Genomic DNA, 14,843 nt, shown 5'->3' with positions numbered 1-14,843 from the left:
TTAACACAATTTATTTCTTGATTTTATAATATTGAACTATTTGTTTAATAGGTTAAACCTATTCACCTAATCATTCAAACCTTTCAATTAATCAACTAATTGAATAACAATGATAATTTATTAATTCACCACTTCCTTTATGCTCTAATGGTTTTACTTTGCTATCAGCTTAGTTGCTAACACACAACTTTTCAGCGGCTTCTTTTATAGGTAATATTCTTTCCACAACTGTCTTGGTGCTATCGATAGGCTTAAGCAGCACATCAATAGGCTGTGCTTTAATTTCTTTTTTATTCATCAATTCAGTTGCAATATCATTTAATGGATATTGCATTAATGTCGCAGGGTTAATAACGACCAAAGCCCCATTATGACGGCACTCTAACATGACCTCCTCACGAGTAAATGGCCAATCATCTCCAAATTGTTTCTTACTCACGGATGTTAACGGTGCAGAAAAAGCAGTACTTACGGTACCAGCCAATAACAGTGTGCAAATAATGAGTTTAAATTTCATGGTAGTGCCTTATCAAACATTAAAGATATCTTCGCGTTATTATCAATTAAATATAAAAGTTTAGCTAGATTGGCTGGTAGCTTGCAAAAATCGCCACCGAAAGGATAGCCATAGTCCCTAACAGTAACTCAACCCAACTGTTAATAATTAGGGTGTTGACCCGCCCTTTTTGTTTAATAATCGGTACGATGTAATAGCGATTGATAATAGCCAATAGAAGCATTCCCCCCACTAAAATGATCTTAAACCAAAGTAGTGATTGGTATTCTGACCCTGAATAGTTTAATGGCCAGCCAGGTAAGAGCGTTATTGCACTAATGACTCCAGTAATAATAACCAGTGCAACAGCGATGTGACCATAACGCGAAAAACGCATCATGGTATTCACAATGTGTTTATCCATCCCTTCGACCATTTCTTTTTTATTGCGTAAAAATTGAATGCAAATTAAAAATGGCCACAAACCGCCAAACCAATAGGCTGAACTAATAAGATGAATGAATTGATTGATGCGGTGGAGGGTTCCGAGTAAGCCATCATGCATAGCCGCGTGCCCAATAAAAGCATGCAAACCAAGTAGGATCACTGAAAAAACCAATATGAGTTTCAATCGCAATTGGATTGGTTTTACAAATAAAACCAATAACAATAATACAGATGACAAAAGTTCCCAACGCCATACTTGACCGAATGACGTCCCTAAAACCCCTTGCCATATATCCAAATCGATACTATCTTGCCAACCATCTCCCATCAGGCCTGCTTGTGCAAGCATCCAACCAAAAGTTGTTAACACGGTAACGATGGCACAGAAGAAAATACCTTTATTCAAATAGCGGCTGAGCAAATAATTAAATGGCTCACGACTAAGTACCACTGCAAATATTGACATTCCACACATCAATATTGCAGCGATAAAATGAATAAAGCGAATAAGGGTATAAAAAGCTTCTAGTGACATATTATTTCACTGTAAAGCTATACGTTCCTTTTGTTTTGTGTCCATCGACAGAAACGACGCTCCAATTAACGTCATATTTCCCAGCAGCGAGCTTGTCTTCCACAGGGACAATCACTTTTGTATCGTTACTTGGGTCTAACGTTGCTTTACCGGTTTTCACTATTTTATTTTCAGGACCGATAATACTGACCTTAGTGAAATTAACTTCAATGCCTTCAGAAAAGCTTAATGAGATAGACTCAGGGGCTTGTTCTACTGCCGTACCTTCAGCAGGAAGTTGGTCTTTTAAGTGCGCATGTGCAAATGCCTGTTGGAACGACATACCTAAAAAAAGAACTGCGACTGCGCTAAGTTTGCGCCATGAAGATTTAATAGGGTTAATTGGCATAGTAACCTCTTAATTTGCAGGTGAATTTAGAATAATTACCAATCATTATACGGAAAACAAACCATTTTACCGCTTAAAAATGGGTTTTATCGGCCTATCCTGTGAGTTTTCACACAAAATGAAAAGAAAAAGACTTATGAACATTGAATTGCAGGATTCATGCCCATAAGCCTAGAGAGGTCTTTATGTATTACATGGAGATAAAACGATATTTCTATTTACTTACTGGCGTGTAGATTAAACATGTGTTGCCGCTGACATGTTTTTCAAATCTTTATCTAACAAGAATAGTGCCTTACCAGACTCACCCACCATATCCAGTTTATCCAGTACTGATTTAAATAATTTCTCTTCTTCGTGTTGCTCTGCAACATACCATTGTAAGAAATTAAATGTAGAATAATCTTGTGTTGTCATTGCTAAATGAGCCAATTTATTAATTTCACGAGTAATTAATTGCTCATGTTCATAAGTTTGATGAAATACATCGCTAATTGATTTGAAATCAACTGGTGGCGCTGCAATTTGCCCTAACAGGGGTAATGCCCCTGTGTCACTAAGGTAATCAAATAAACGCTGCATATGTTCCATTTCTTCTTGTGAGTGTGCTTTTAAGAACGCTGCAGCACCTTCATAGCCTTTGTCACTACACCAAGCGCTCATTTGCAAATAAAGATTTGCAGAATAAAATTCAAGGTTTAATTGTTCGTTTAATTTTTTGACCATATCTGTAGTTAACATATTTATGCCTTATCGATTAATTATTCATGAGTATATTATGCACAGTATTAAAACAATTAAAACCCTAAAACAATCTTAAAACAAAAAAATCCAATTTACTGATAATTAATAACTTTTGTTAAAAACAATAATAATCAATCTCATTATCTTTCCCTGTTTTTTCCCTTAATTACTAATATATAAATAGAGAAATTTAACTATTGTTTTTCATTATTCCAATTAAGGTATTGAGATTTTTTCTCATTATCCAGTTACAATAATGGCGTATGAATTTAACAGTAGAGATCAAATATGAGCCATAATCTTGCTTTATTGCCTAAAGATGAAATGGATAAGGTCAATGTCGACCTTTTAGCTTCCGGTGTTGCATTTAAAGAACGCTATAACATTGCCATCATTGCTGAAGCTGTTGAGCGAGAACAACCCGAGCACTTAAGGGAGTATTTCAGGGAGCGATTAGTCTACTACCGACAACTGTCGCAAAACTTTGCACGTATGCCTTATGAACCACGAAATCGCTAGTCTCACGAAGACACAAAAGAAATGATACAAAAAAGGGATAACCTTAATGGTTACCCCTTGATTCTGAAGATTAAAAAATTTATTTCGCCGTATTATATGTCACTGTATTATTTTGGCAGTCTACCGCGACTGAATAATGTAAATCAGATTTTGCACCACGAACAACTAACGGTACCCTGTAGCCTGTTTCGGTTTTAGTGACTTCACTATCATTGACCCATGCAACCGCTTTCTTGCCTAAAGCCGCTTTTTCATCTGTCCAGCGAGGTAAACGATTATTCATAAAATCGCTTTTCACTTGTGCTGCAATTTGTGGCTCAGTTAACGTGCCACAACTGACGAAAGGTGCAGCTTTACCTTCTTCACTATTTGCGCTTAACGCAAAAGAGCTAAAAACCAGCGCACAAGCACCTAAAACCACAGCAATTTTTTGATTCGCTTCCATACCATCCTCCGATACCTATTAATAGGTAAAGACTTTTGATTAGTTTAGCGGCTTATTTCAGCCTATCAGATACCCGTTATCTTCTGGTTATTATCTAGTCTTCATTGATAAATAGAATGACTTAACTAATATTAATCTATCAGATTTATGTATGGATGTTAATAGTATGTTTACAAATTATTAATTTTCATCATCAAAACAAACATGGATCTGCTCTTTACCTTGGTGCTTTTCTCTAATTTCTTGAGCGACTAATGCAATAGCCTCACCACTACTCATCCCTTCCGCCATCAATTGATGAATTTTTTCAACTGCTTCTTGCTGTTCTTGGTGATTAAGTGCTGGCATACCAGAAAACATGGTTTAAACCTCATGTATAAAAGACTAAAATCAATGATTAAGATTTTAACATCTCTTCGTCTATTAAGATAAGAATATATGTTAATCTGTATTGATTCACTTGCGGAAATTTAGACTCATCATTATGGTTATCAAAAAAAATGGTTATCAAAAAAATCCAATTACCTTATAGCCCAAACACAGCCATTAATTATTTTACTCCACTGGCACACCAGCCATGGGCGATGTTACTGCATTCAGGTAATGCAAAACACTCACATAATCGCTTTGATATTATCGTTGCTGACCCTATTGCTACACTAACGACTTATCAGCTTGAAACAACCATCTCAGAGCAAAATCAGGCCCCTATCGTTTCTGAATCAGATCCTTTTGAACTTCTTCAAGGGTTGCTTGATAAATACCAACCGAAATACCAGGAAGAGACCGAATGTCCCTTCAACGGCGGTGCCCTTGGCCTTTGGAGCTATGATTTAGGCCGGCGCATTGAAAAATTACCTGAAATTGCAACTACAGAACTCCAATTTCCAGACATGGCGGTTGGCATCTACTTGTGGGCACTTATCGTTGATCACCATAATAAAACAACTACATTAATTAGTTATGATGATGTTGATGCTCGGTTAGCTTGGCTACATAGTCAAAAAAAGGGCCGTAAAAACAAATTCCAATTAACCTCGGCATGGCAATCTAATATGTCTGAAGAGACATATCATCATAATATTGCGCGCATCCATGAATATTTACGTAATGGTGATTGTTATCAAATTAATTTAGCACAAAGATTTAAAGCTAGGTATAAAGGAGATGAATGGAATGCGTTTTTAGCGCTACTTGAGCGCAATGGAGCTCCCTTCTCTTCTTTTATACGTCTTCCCGAAAATGCGGTTATCAGTATTTCACCGGAACGTTTTATCTTTCTGCAAGATGGGGATATTCAAACCCGCCCAATAAAAGGAACTCTTCCGCGCTTAGACAATGAACAAGATGACCTTGCACAAGCTGAAAAACTGGCTAATTCAGTCAAAGACCGCGCAGAAAACTTGATGATTGTTGACTTGCTACGCAATGATATTGGTCGTGTTGCCAAACCGGGCACGGTCAGTGTTCCTGAATTATTTGCTGTTGAAGCTTTCCCGGCAGTACATCATCTGGTTAGTACCGTCACGGCAAAGTTAGATAGCCAATACCGTGCAACTGATTTATTACGAGCGTGTTTTCCTGGGGGTTCAATAACCGGCGCACCTAAAGTCCGTGCAATGGAGATTATTGAAGAATTAGAGCCCCATCGCCGTCATGGCTATTGTGGAGCAATCGGCTATATTAGTTTCAATGGTAATATGGACAGCAATATTACTATTCGTACTTTACTGACATATAAAAAGCAGGTTTATTGTTGGGCTGGCGGTGGTATCGTTGCAGATAGCCAAGCAGACAAAGAGTACCAAGAAACCTTTGATAAATTAAGCCTGATTTTACCTTTATTAGGAGCGCTCAATAACGATGACTGAACTGAATAACTTTATCAATCGTTTTCAGTTTACTTTGCCGGCTACCCGCCAGTCTGGACCTAAGGCGGGTAAATCGGCAGCCGTTCTTTTGCCCATTATCAATAAACCCAATCCGACATTACTTCTCACACAACGCTCTCCTTTTTTACGCTCCCATGCAGGTCAGGTCGCATTTCCAGGAGGGGCAAGTGACCCGGAGGATGGTACGCTTGTGAATACCGCACTGCGTGAAGCTTATGAAGAAGTGGCCATCCCCCCGGAAAAAGTCACGGTATTGGGCCAATTAAGCCCCTTACAAAGTTACGGTGGCTATGAAGTTACGCCAATCGTTGGCTTGGTGCCAAATAACATTCAATACCAAGCCAACCCGAGTGAAGTCGCTGCTATCTTTGAAGTTCCCTTATTTGATGCGCTTTCATTACAGCGTCATAAGTATGTCGATATTAAGCGTTCAGGGCGACATAATCGCATCTTTTTTTATTGGTATAATGGCCATTTAGTGTGGGGACTAACCGCCTCTATTATTCACCAACTTGCTTTGCAATTGGATTAACGCTTAACACAACTTTTCACCATACGATGCCAGTATCGCAGTAAAATCTATTTAAGATAACAAGATATGACGTCATATATGACAAAATATACCTCTACTGCCTGTTGCTTTTTTAGCCATATCACAGACATTTTGTGCTATTTACAATCAATTACCCTTCAGCAACTACCTTATTTCAAAAAATACTTTAAACTTACTGGTTAACACTACTAAATAACAGTAAAGTAGCGCCTTTTAAAATAATGCACTACATTTTCATATTTTTTTTAAGGAGTCCTGCGTGATAAGCGTTTTCGACATGTTTAAAGTGGGCATAGGCCCTTCAAGCTCTCATACCGTTGGTCCAATGAAAGCTGGGAAAGAATTTGTCGATGATTTAGTAAGCAAAAATTTATTACCTAACGTCACTCGTATTTCTGTGGATGTTTATGGGTCATTATCGCTTACTGGAAAAGGGCACCATACTGATATCGCCATTATTATGGGGCTAGCAGGTAATTTACCTGCCACTGTCGACATTGAATCCATCCCAACTTTTATCAAAAATGTAGAAGAAACAGAAAAGTTATCATTAGCGAATGGTCTTCAGGTCGTTGACTTCCCTAATGAAGGTGGCATGAATTTTCGTCAAGACAACCTGCCATTGCATGAAAATGGCATGACAATTCATGCTTTTGCAGATAATGAAGAAATTTACACCAAAACTTATTATTCCATTGGTGGTGGTTTCATTGTCGATGCAGAGCATTTTGGCGAATCTACTCTTGATAGCAAACCAGTTTCTTATCCGTTTAATTCCGCGGAAGAGCTATTACTCAATTGTAAAAAATCAGGCCTCTCTATTTCTAGCTTAATGATGAAAAATGAGTTAGATCTTCACACTAAAGAAGAGATTGAAGCCTATTTCGCTGATGTATGGCAGACGATGCAGGCCTGTATTGAACGTGGTTTAAACACCGAAGGTGTTTTACCAGGCCCATTGCGTGTTCCCCGTCGTGCGCCGGCACTTAATCGAATGGTCACTTCATCAAGCAAGTTATCTAATGACCCGATGAATGTGGTTGATCTGATCAATATGTATGCCTTAGCCGTGAATGAGGAAAATGCAGCTGGCGGCCGTGTCGTAACTGCCCCAACTAATGGTGCCTGCGGCATCGTACCTGCGGTATTAGCTTATTATAATCATTGCATTGAACCTGTAACGCCAGAGCTATATATGCGTTATTTCTTAGCTTCAGGCGCTATTGGTATATTATACAAAATGAATGCGTCCATTTCAGGTGCTGAAGTAGGCTGTCAAGGTGAAGTCGGTGTGGCATGTTCTATGGCCGCAGCGGGTCTGGCAGAATTATTTGGTGGCAGCCCTGAGCAAGTGTGTATTGCTGCAGAAATCGGTATGGAACACAATTTAGGTTTAACTTGTGATCCTGTCGCAGGCCAAGTTCAAGTTCCGTGTATTGAGCGTAATGCCATCGCATCCGTTAAAGCGGTTAATGCCACACGTATGGCACTGCGCAGAACAAGCGAACCTCGTGTTTCTCTCGATAAAGTCATTGAAACTATGTATGAAACTGGGAAAGACATGAATGCGAAATATCGTGAGACATCCCGAGGCGGGCTAGCCATTAAAGTACAATGTGATTAATTTTATTCTCAATTAATTTAAGCCTTAAGCACCCTTTCCTATACTGTTATGTCTTTGAACAGTATTTTGAGGGTGCTTTTTTAATCTGCATTAAAAAGTTTTCTTTATTTTTTAGTCACCTTTCTCTTCCTAAACGCTCCAATTCACCTAATCAATTACCCATAATTTTTTCATTGAATTAACTCAGTTTTCTTATACTCAACACATCACATCAAAACGAAATTCATACTATTTTGTGCTAAAGATTGTTTTGTGCTGAACAAGAGATAACTAATTTCCACTAAAAATTGATTACTTTTCACTCTAAAAATCAATATGGCACTATTTTATTTACTTTTTTTGTTACCGATAACACAAAAAGGAACCAGCAAAAACAAAATAATCAGATTATTAATTTTATTTAATTAAAACAAATAGCAGAAAAATGCAATTAGATATCAATTTTTAGGTGTATTCTTATTTTTCTGACGCGAAACAAGTTTTTAGGATAATGCAAGATGATATGCTAATAATGTAATTGATACTAACAGTGCCATAAATGAGTTTATGGCTATTATAAGACGTTTGTAATTATTCAGCTAAAATTATCATACAGGGGAAACTGATAAAAAGGAGTCTAACTTAAGTGTCCATTTTATCGACAGATAATGTTTTGTTTTATCTATCTATGAGGGAAAAATAGTGAGTATAGCTATTATGATTGGTACACACGGAGTCGCTGCAGAGCAGCTTCTTCGAACAACCGAAATGTTAATAGGCGAACAAGATAATGTGTCGTTTATTGATTTTATCCCTGGGGAAAACGCAGATACCCTATTTGATAAGTACACCCAAAAGCTAACTGATTTAGATACATCAAAGGGTGTCTTATTCCTTGTTGATACATGGGGAGGCAGTCCATTTAACGCAGCTAGTCGCATTGTTAATGAACATGATAATTATGACATTATCACGGGTGTAAATGTTCCAATGTTAGTTGAAACATTCATGTGCCGTGACGATAACCCATCAATGAATGAACTTATCACTGTCGCCCTAGAAACGGGTCGTGGTGGTGTTCGTTCATTTAAATTCAAAGAAGTTGAAGCTGAAGCTGAACCTGCTCCTGTAGTCTCGAGTACTCCTGCCCCTGCACTAGTGAAAGCCGGCCCCGGTGAACATATGGTGATCGCACTTGCTCGTATTGATGACAGATTAATTCACGGGCAAGTCGCAACACGCTGGACGAAAGAAACCCAAGTTAAGCGCATTATTGTGGTCAGTGATGACGTAGCAAAAGACCAAGTTCGCTCTACATTGTTAAAACAAGTCGCACCACCAGGTGTCACTGCACATGTTGTCGATGTTGCTAAATGTATTCGCGTTTACAATAACCCGAAATACGCTGGTGAGCGCGTTATGTTGCTTTTCACTAATCCAACTGATGTTAAACGTATCGTCGAAGAAGGTGTTGACGTCAAGTCCGTTAATATTGGTGGAATGGCATACCATGATGGCAAAACAATGGTCACAAATGCCGTTTCTATCAACCAAGAAGACATTGATGCATTTAATTATTTGAACGACAAAAAGATTGAACTTGAAGTTAGGAAAGTCTCATCAGATAGCAAAGTTTATATGATGGACTTGATTAATAAGCTCAAAAAATAATTTTTATAGCCATTTTTTATATTAATTTTAATCCATTACTCAAAACAGATTTTAAAACTTTTGGTTACAGGAGATTAAACAATGGAACTTACCGTTGTTCAAATAGTAATGGTCTTCATCGTCGCGTGTATCGCGGGGATGGGATCAATCCTTGATGAATTCCAATTTCACCGTCCTCTCATTGCCTGTACGCTTATAGGTATTGTTTTGGGAGATATGAAAACGGGTATCATCATCGGCGGTACATTAGAAATGATCGCACTTGGGTGGATGAATATCGGTGCTGCCGTTGCACCTGATGCCGCTTTAGCTTCTATCATTTCAACGATTCTCGTTATTGCTGGTGGTCAAAGCATTGGTGCAGGTATTGCCATCGCCATCCCACTCGCAGCAGCGGGACAAGTATTAACCATTATTGTTCGTACTGTAACGGTTGCATTCCAACATGCTGCTGATAAAGCCGCCCTCAATGGTAATCTAACTGCAATTGGCTTTATCCATATCTCAGCTTTATTACTGCAAGCCATGCGTATCGCAATACCTGCGTTAATTGTCGCCATTTCTGTTGGTACATCAGAAGTACAACAAATGTTGGATTCTATCCCGCAAGTTGTTACTGACGGCCTGAATATTGCTGGTGGTATGATTGTTGTTGTCGGTTATGCGATGGTTATCAATATGATGCGTGCAGGCTACTTAATGCCGTTCTTCTACTTAGGCTTTGTTACCGCGGCATTTACTGACTTCAACCTGGTTGCTCTTGGGGTTATCGGTACTGTTATGGCTATTTTATATATCCAACTCAGTCCAAAATACAATAAATCGCAAACTGTTGTTACCCAAGGAAATAGTAGCAATAACAACCTTGATAATGAGCTAGACTAGGAGGAACGTATAATGGTAGATATCACTAAGCCAACGGCTAAAAAGCTTACACAAAGCGATATTCGCGGCGTATTCTTACGGTCTAACCTATTGCAAGGTTCTTGGAACTTTGAACGTATGCAAGCCCTAGGCTTCTGCTATTCAATGGTTCCCGTTATTCGTCGTCTTTATCCTGAAAATAATGATGATAGAAAACAAGCCATTAAGCGCCATCTTGAATTCTTTAATACACATCCGTATGTTGCAGCGCCTGTTCTGGGTGTCACAATGGCAATGGAAGAGCAACGTGCCAATGGTGCAGACATTGATGACGGTGCAATAAATGGTATCAAAGTCGGTCTAATGGGGCCATTAGCCGGTGTTGGTGACCCAATTTTCTGGGGAACTGTTCGCCCAGTATTTGCGGCTCTCGGTGCAGGTATCGCAATGACGGGTAGCTTACTTGGCCCTCTTCTGTTTTTTGTTTTGTTTAATCTTGTCCGTTTGTTAACCCTTTATTATGGTGTTTCATATGGCTACAAAAAAGGAATTGATATTGTTCAAGACATTGGTGGCGGTTTCCTACAAAAACTAACTGAAGGAGCATCAATTCTCGGTTTATTTGTTATGGGGGCCTTGGTCAATAAATGGACACATGTCAATATTCCACTTGAAGTGTCGCGGATCAAAAACCCAACAACAGGTGCTGAAGATATTACCACCGTCCAAATGATCCTTGATCAACTCATGCCAGGTTTAGTACCACTATTGCTAACCTTCGCCTGTATGTGGCTGTTACGTCGTAAAGTTAACGCATTGTGGATTATTATCGGCTTCTTTGGTTTGGGTATCCTTGGTGCTTGGTTAAACTTCTTAGCACCATAATTTTCCACCATTATTTGAATTGGGAGGTTGCAGCCTCCCTTTTTTAATTTTAAGCTCTGCATTATGTTCACTTATCCAAGGGTTCACAAATGACCTTCAATGATGCCATTCTTGCTATAATCATTTTGATCATGCTTGTTTATGCGATTTATGATGAATTCATTCAGCATTTACTAAAGGGTAAAACATTATTAAAAATTAATCTAAAACGAAAACATCGGGCCGATGCTATTATTTTTATTGTTCTAATTTGTATCGTTATTTATACAAATATTGTACGCCATGGTAATTTATTAACCACTTACTTATTATTGATTACTATTTTTATGTCAATCTATTTGGCGTTTATAAGAACACCTAAGCTATTCTTTAAACAGAATGGTTTTTATTTTGCCAATGCATTTATATTATATGACAGAATAAAAACAATGAACTTATCCGAAGACGGTGTGTTAATAATAGGTTTGGAAAAAAAGAAAATTAACATCCAAGTTTCACACCTTGATGATTTACAAAGAATTTATGAATTCCTTATTAATCATAAGTAAATAAGTTTTATATTATCACTAAAAACAAGGTTAATTATAAATTTAATTAACCTTGTTTTTGTTAATATCCTTATTGATAATAATTCTCAATAACATTTAATATCCACAATTAATTAAGTGTTGCCTTTAATATAAAATATGGTATCTTTCTTTCCACGTCATTGGGGAGTAGCCTGTTCTGGTTTCATATATAAGACCAGAAAGTCCGTATCAACATACTCGTTTGGTTTCAAACGTGGTGCGGACACCAAAATTCGGTTGGCAAGACCATAGACACATAAATAAGCCTTTTGGTTGGGGGTAATTTATGTGTATATGGAATCACCCAACCGAGGTTCTATTATGAGTTTCTATGCTACCCTTATCTTAGCCCTTGCCCTATCAATGGACGCCTTCGCTGTTGCTATTTGTAAAGGCGCCGTACTTCATAAACCCCGCTTTAGAGAAATTCTCCGTACTGGTTTTATTTTTGGTTTTATTGAAGCCATTACACCGATTATTGGTTGGGGTATCGGGATCCTAGCTAGCCAATATGTTATCCGTTGGGATCATTGGATTGCATTTGGTTTATTGTTTGTTTTAGGTGCTAGAATGATCTGGCAGAGTATTAAAACAAAAGATGAAGAATGCTGTTCTAAACCTTCTAGTCATAGCTCAACAAGCCTTATCTTTTCTGCGATAGCCACCAGCCTTGATGCAATGGCTATCGGTCTAGGTTTAGCTTTCTTGCAAGTGGATATCGTTCATACTGCAATGACTATCGGCTTAATGACAATGATTATGGCAACTATTGGTATGATGATTGGCCGCTATGTTGGCCCATTACTCGGAAAAAAAGCAGAAATTATCGGTGGGTTGGTTCTAATAGGTATTGGTTTTAATATTTTATTTGAGCACCTCGAATTATTTATGTATGCCCATTAGTTTTTGTGCCCCCTTATATGGGGGCAATAACCTTACTCTGCATCAGATTGATAAACGCGAATTAAAAAATCAGCCGTATATTCTTTCACTTCAGTTTGTTGCAGATTCTCTTTGACCTGTTCTGATGCACGCCAAGCAAATGGGGTCATCATCAACAATTCATAAGCTTCTTGCCCTGTCAGTGCCATTTTATAATTTAATTGGCAACTATCTATTAGCGAAAAATTTGGTAAATCTTCATCTTTAGTTGGATGTAACTTAACCTCATCGTAAATTAACGCTTTTAATTCTTGCAGATGCTCTGCCGCAGGCGTAACAGTAATTAACATACCTTTAGAAACTAATACACGGCTTAATTCTTGTGCTTTGCAGGGTGCGTAAATTCGGACAACTCCACCTAAGCTGTTATTTGAGAATGGCAAGCGATGGCTTGTACCGACGCAAAAACAAACGGATTTATACCGTTTCGCCGCATAGCGAACCGCCACTTTAGAAACATCTAAGCCCAGAACCGTATATTTTTCAAAATGTTTTACAAGTTCCCGAGAGAAATAGTCTGTGTAATACCCTTCCCCACAACCAATGTCTAACAAACTAGTATTAGATGATGGAATAAACTGAATAATTTTTTCTGCCACCTTTTCACGCATCGGGTGGTAATGTCCTGCATCAAGAAATTGTCTACGTGCTTGCATCATTTCAGCATTATCACCGGGGTCTTTAGACCGTTTATGTTGTACGGGCAACAAATTAACGTAACCCTCTTTCGCACAATCGAACTGGTGATTTTCTGCGCAGCGATAGCTGTTATGCATAAAGTTAAGTGGTGTAAAGCAGAGGGGGCATTGATAATTCATAAAAGTCACTGATTTAAAAATAAGAGTGAGTATACCATATTCAAATTAGTTTTCTTTCTGTTATATATATTGCTTTTTAACTGTACTTTTTGTTCTATGAAAGAAATAAAAAAACATTAGCAGGTGTATCATGATGAAAATTAGGTTAGCAACTCCCGATGAAGCTGAATATCTTTGGTTTATACGCAACCAAGCCATTCGCCATGGTTGTACAACGAGTTTTGATGCAAAAACGATCAGTGCCTGGACACCTGATGAAATGCCAGTAAGTTATATACGTATTGTGAGGAATAACCCATTCTTTGTCGCGGTAAATAAAAATGATGAACCCGTTGCAACTGGCTATCTTAATCTAGAGGCTAACAGTGTTGATGCCATATTTACTTTACCACAGTACACTGGCTGCGGAGCTGCGGGCTTAATATTAGATGCTATTAAAGCTGAAGCCAAAAAGCGAAATATTAAAAAATTGGTATTAGATTCATCACCGAATGCGGAACGCTTTTATCAGAAACATGGATTTACTTCGATTAAGCATGCTAGCTACTACTCTTCTCTTGCTCAAGTTGAGTTAAATTGTGTTCAAATGGAAATTGAATTATAACTTTCAATATAACTTGAATTAAAAGCCACTAACCTTTTGTGGCTTTATTATACCTAATATTGACTGTCTTTAAGAACGCAATGTTAAATAACTGAATAACTATTAAAAATCAGCAAATTCAGGGATAGGCTTACGCCCATGGGACTCTAAAAAATCCAATACACGGCGTGGAGTAACATTTAAAATTTGTGATTGCGGAAAATCAATTGATTCCAACATTTCAACTACGCGGTCAAAACGGCCGAGATACCCAGCAAAATGCGAGTCCGAACCTAATGCTACCCACCCGCCAGTTTCTTTAACGGCCTTTGCTATTTCTAAACAATTCTTTTGACTACCCGCTCTTGAATGCAAGAATGAGGAGTTATTCATTTCCAAAGCCACATTACAATCTTTCGCAGCTTGTGCTACCGCTTTAATATCAATGGGATATTTGGGATTTCCCGGATGGGTAATTATTTGCACTTTACCGCTACGGATCGTGGCAATCATAGCTTCTGTATTATCAGCTAAACTTTGGGGTTCAAGAACCGGTTCATGGAAACCAGCTAAAATAATATCCAAATGACGAGCAATCTTTTCATTGCAGTCTGTCTCACCCAACTTGTTTTTTATATTCGCTTCAATACCGTACAATAAACCAACGCCATCAACAATTCTCGGTAAGATAGGCATATTACCAAAGTGCCATTCATGTGGAGCATCTTGCATTTCAGGGCCGTGGTCGGTAATCGCAAAGAGTTTCACACCTCGACTTGCGGCTTCAGCAAAATATTCATTAACAGTGCTATATGCATGGGTGCTGGCAATGGTATGCGCATGTAAATCAACTTGATACATAAATGATATCCTTCTAATTCTTTTATTT

Annotated in this window: 18 protein-coding genes and 1 riboswitch; of the genes, 10 read left to right on the top strand and 8 right to left on the bottom strand. The window is 38.1% G+C overall.

The genetic code is table 11. The annotated features are described in order from the left end of the window. Positions 1-169 precede the first annotated feature (169 nt). From M1F26_RS08950 to ftnA, 4 genes are all read right to left on the bottom strand, one after another. Positions 170-517, bottom strand: coding sequence for a YebY family protein (locus tag M1F26_RS08950; RefSeq protein ID WP_004253900.1), 348 nt, complete (start codon positions 515-517; stop codon positions 170-172). 64 nt (positions 518-581) lie between these two features. Next, a complete protein-coding gene (gene copD / locus M1F26_RS08945; RefSeq protein ID WP_094960505.1) occupies positions 582-1,478 on the bottom strand; it encodes a copper homeostasis membrane protein CopD in 897 nt (298 codons plus the stop codon). Between the two features lies 1 nt (position 1,479). Continuing rightward, positions 1,480-1,866 (bottom strand): copper homeostasis periplasmic binding protein CopC, encoded by a 387-nt coding sequence (gene copC / locus M1F26_RS08940; RefSeq protein ID WP_004253895.1) that lies wholly within the window; start codon positions 1,864-1,866, stop codon positions 1,480-1,482. A gap of 237 nt (positions 1,867-2,103) precedes the next feature. Continuing rightward, entirely contained in the window at positions 2,104-2,607 is a 504-nt protein-coding gene (ftnA, locus tag M1F26_RS08935) for a non-heme ferritin (protein WP_004253892.1), read from the bottom strand. A gap of 291 nt (positions 2,608-2,898) precedes the next feature. Here ftnA and M1F26_RS08930 point away from each other — a divergent pair, with 291 nt between their 5' ends. Continuing rightward, entirely contained in the window at positions 2,899-3,129 is a 231-nt protein-coding gene (locus M1F26_RS08930) for a DNA polymerase III subunit theta (RefSeq protein ID WP_004253885.1), read from the top strand. Between the two features lie 79 nt (positions 3,130-3,208). Here M1F26_RS08930 and yebF read toward each other — a convergent pair whose 3' ends face one another. Together yebF and M1F26_RS08920 are read right to left on the bottom strand one after the other, a co-directional pair. Continuing rightward, a complete protein-coding gene (gene yebF, locus M1F26_RS08925; protein WP_140172229.1) occupies positions 3,209-3,574 on the bottom strand; it encodes a protein YebF in 366 nt (121 codons plus the stop codon). 180 nt (positions 3,575-3,754) lie between these two features. Beyond that, positions 3,755-3,934 carry a YoaH family protein gene (locus tag M1F26_RS08920; RefSeq protein ID WP_140172230.1) on the bottom strand — a complete coding sequence of 60 codons (180 nt, stop codon included), beginning with the start codon at positions 3,932-3,934 and terminating at the stop codon, positions 3,755-3,757. Positions 3,935-4,074: 140 nt separating this feature from the next. Between M1F26_RS08920 and pabB the strand changes: the two genes are divergently transcribed. From pabB to mntP, 8 genes are all read left to right on the top strand, one after another. Next, positions 4,075-5,445 (top strand): aminodeoxychorismate synthase component 1, encoded by a 1,371-nt coding sequence (gene pabB / locus M1F26_RS08915; protein WP_200129211.1) that lies wholly within the window; start codon positions 4,075-4,077, stop codon positions 5,443-5,445. Next, positions 5,438-5,998, top strand: a complete 561-nt coding sequence (locus M1F26_RS08910; protein WP_140172232.1) for a CoA pyrophosphatase — start codon at positions 5,438-5,440, stop codon at positions 5,996-5,998. The genes pabB and M1F26_RS08910 overlap by 8 nt, the downstream gene beginning before the upstream one ends. Before the next feature lie 280 nt (positions 5,999-6,278). After that, a complete protein-coding gene (locus M1F26_RS08905; protein ID WP_140172233.1) occupies positions 6,279-7,643 on the top strand; it encodes an L-serine ammonia-lyase in 1,365 nt (454 codons plus the stop codon). Positions 7,644-8,324: 681 nt separating this feature from the next. Next, positions 8,325-9,293 carry a PTS mannose transporter subunit IIAB gene (gene manX, locus M1F26_RS08900; protein WP_206077558.1) on the top strand — a complete coding sequence of 323 codons (969 nt, stop codon included), beginning with the start codon at positions 8,325-8,327 and terminating at the stop codon, positions 9,291-9,293. 81 nt (positions 9,294-9,374) lie between these two features. Beyond that, positions 9,375-10,178: a PTS mannose/fructose/sorbose transporter subunit IIC gene (locus M1F26_RS08895; RefSeq protein WP_004253851.1), complete on the top strand. Its 804-nt coding sequence runs from the start codon at positions 9,375-9,377 to the stop codon at positions 10,176-10,178. Positions 10,179-10,190: 12 nt separating this feature from the next. Then, positions 10,191-11,042 carry a PTS mannose transporter subunit IID gene (locus M1F26_RS08890; protein ID WP_004253848.1) on the top strand — a complete coding sequence of 284 codons (852 nt, stop codon included), beginning with the start codon at positions 10,191-10,193 and terminating at the stop codon, positions 11,040-11,042. 89 nt (positions 11,043-11,131) lie between these two features. After that, positions 11,132-11,590 carry a DUF986 family protein gene (locus tag M1F26_RS08885; protein WP_004253844.1) on the top strand — a complete coding sequence of 153 codons (459 nt, stop codon included), beginning with the start codon at positions 11,132-11,134 and terminating at the stop codon, positions 11,588-11,590. Between the two features lie 151 nt (positions 11,591-11,741). Then, positions 11,742-11,885, top strand: a riboswitch (yybP-ykoY riboswitch). Positions 11,886-11,932: 47 nt separating this feature from the next. Then, complete coding sequence (gene mntP, locus M1F26_RS08880) at positions 11,933-12,514, top strand: manganese efflux pump MntP (RefSeq protein ID WP_004911288.1); 582 nt, start codon at positions 11,933-11,935, stop codon at positions 12,512-12,514. Positions 12,515-12,546: 32 nt separating this feature from the next. Here the strand turns inward: mntP and rlmA are convergent, their stop codons facing one another. Beyond that, positions 12,547-13,371 carry a 23S rRNA (guanine(745)-N(1))-methyltransferase gene (gene rlmA / locus M1F26_RS08875; RefSeq protein ID WP_140172234.1) on the bottom strand — a complete coding sequence of 275 codons (825 nt, stop codon included), beginning with the start codon at positions 13,369-13,371 and terminating at the stop codon, positions 12,547-12,549. Between the two features lie 133 nt (positions 13,372-13,504). Between rlmA and M1F26_RS08870 the strand changes: the two genes are divergently transcribed. Further along, the gene (locus tag M1F26_RS08870; RefSeq protein ID WP_167732496.1) at positions 13,505-13,975 is read left to right on the top strand and encodes a GNAT family N-acetyltransferase; all 471 of its coding nucleotides are present in this window, start codon (positions 13,505-13,507) and stop codon (positions 13,973-13,975) included. 102 nt (positions 13,976-14,077) lie between these two features. Here the strand turns inward: M1F26_RS08870 and M1F26_RS08865 are convergent, their stop codons facing one another. After that, positions 14,078-14,815, bottom strand: coding sequence for a phosphatase (locus M1F26_RS08865; protein ID WP_004253839.1), 738 nt, complete (start codon positions 14,813-14,815; stop codon positions 14,078-14,080). Between the last annotated feature and the right edge of the window lie 28 nt (positions 14,816-14,843).

Origin of the sequence: Providencia sp. PROV048 (genome assembly GCF_033688165.1) — a bacterium.
GTDB classification, from domain to species: domain Bacteria; phylum Pseudomonadota; class Gammaproteobacteria; order Enterobacterales; family Enterobacteriaceae; genus Providencia; species Providencia hangzhouensis.
This window is presented reverse-complemented; position numbering and strand designations above follow the sequence as displayed.

Bases quoted from the DNA above. Each gene is read 5' to 3' on its own strand.
- M1F26_RS08865 (WP_004253839.1), bottom strand. From the start codon at position 14,815: ATGTATCAAGTTGATTTACATGCGCATACCATTGCCAGCACCCATGCA.
- M1F26_RS08890 (WP_004253848.1), top strand. From the start codon at position 10,191: ATGGTAGATATCACTAAGCCAACGGCTAAAAAGCTTACACAAAGCGAT.
- M1F26_RS08870 (WP_167732496.1), top strand. From the start codon at position 13,505: ATGAAAATTAGGTTAGCAACTCCCGATGAAGCTGAATATCTTTGGTTT.
- M1F26_RS08950 (WP_004253900.1), bottom strand. From the start codon at position 517: ATGAAATTTAAACTCATTATTTGCACACTGTTATTGGCTGGTACCGTA.
- ftnA (WP_004253892.1), bottom strand. From the start codon at position 2,607: ATGTTAACTACAGATATGGTCAAAAAATTAAACGAACAATTAAACCTT.
- M1F26_RS08930 (WP_004253885.1), top strand. From the start codon at position 2,899: ATGAGCCATAATCTTGCTTTATTGCCTAAAGATGAAATGGATAAGGTC.
- mntP (WP_004911288.1), top strand. From the start codon at position 11,933: ATGAGTTTCTATGCTACCCTTATCTTAGCCCTTGCCCTATCAATGGAC.
- yebF (WP_140172229.1), bottom strand. From the start codon at position 3,574: ATGGAAGCGAATCAAAAAATTGCTGTGGTTTTAGGTGCTTGTGCGCTG.
- rlmA (WP_140172234.1), bottom strand. From the start codon at position 13,371: ATGAATTATCAATGCCCCCTCTGCTTTACACCACTTAACTTTATGCAT.
- M1F26_RS08895 (WP_004253851.1), top strand. From the start codon at position 9,375: ATGGAACTTACCGTTGTTCAAATAGTAATGGTCTTCATCGTCGCGTGT.
- pabB (WP_200129211.1), top strand. From the start codon at position 4,075: ATGGTTATCAAAAAAATCCAATTACCTTATAGCCCAAACACAGCCATT.
- M1F26_RS08910 (WP_140172232.1), top strand. From the start codon at position 5,438: ATGACTGAACTGAATAACTTTATCAATCGTTTTCAGTTTACTTTGCCG.
- M1F26_RS08920 (WP_140172230.1), bottom strand. From the start codon at position 3,934: ATGTTTTCTGGTATGCCAGCACTTAATCACCAAGAACAGCAAGAAGCA.
- copD (WP_094960505.1), bottom strand. From the start codon at position 1,478: ATGTCACTAGAAGCTTTTTATACCCTTATTCGCTTTATTCATTTTATC.
- M1F26_RS08885 (WP_004253844.1), top strand. From the start codon at position 11,132: ATGACCTTCAATGATGCCATTCTTGCTATAATCATTTTGATCATGCTT.
- copC (WP_004253895.1), bottom strand. From the start codon at position 1,866: ATGCCAATTAACCCTATTAAATCTTCATGGCGCAAACTTAGCGCAGTC.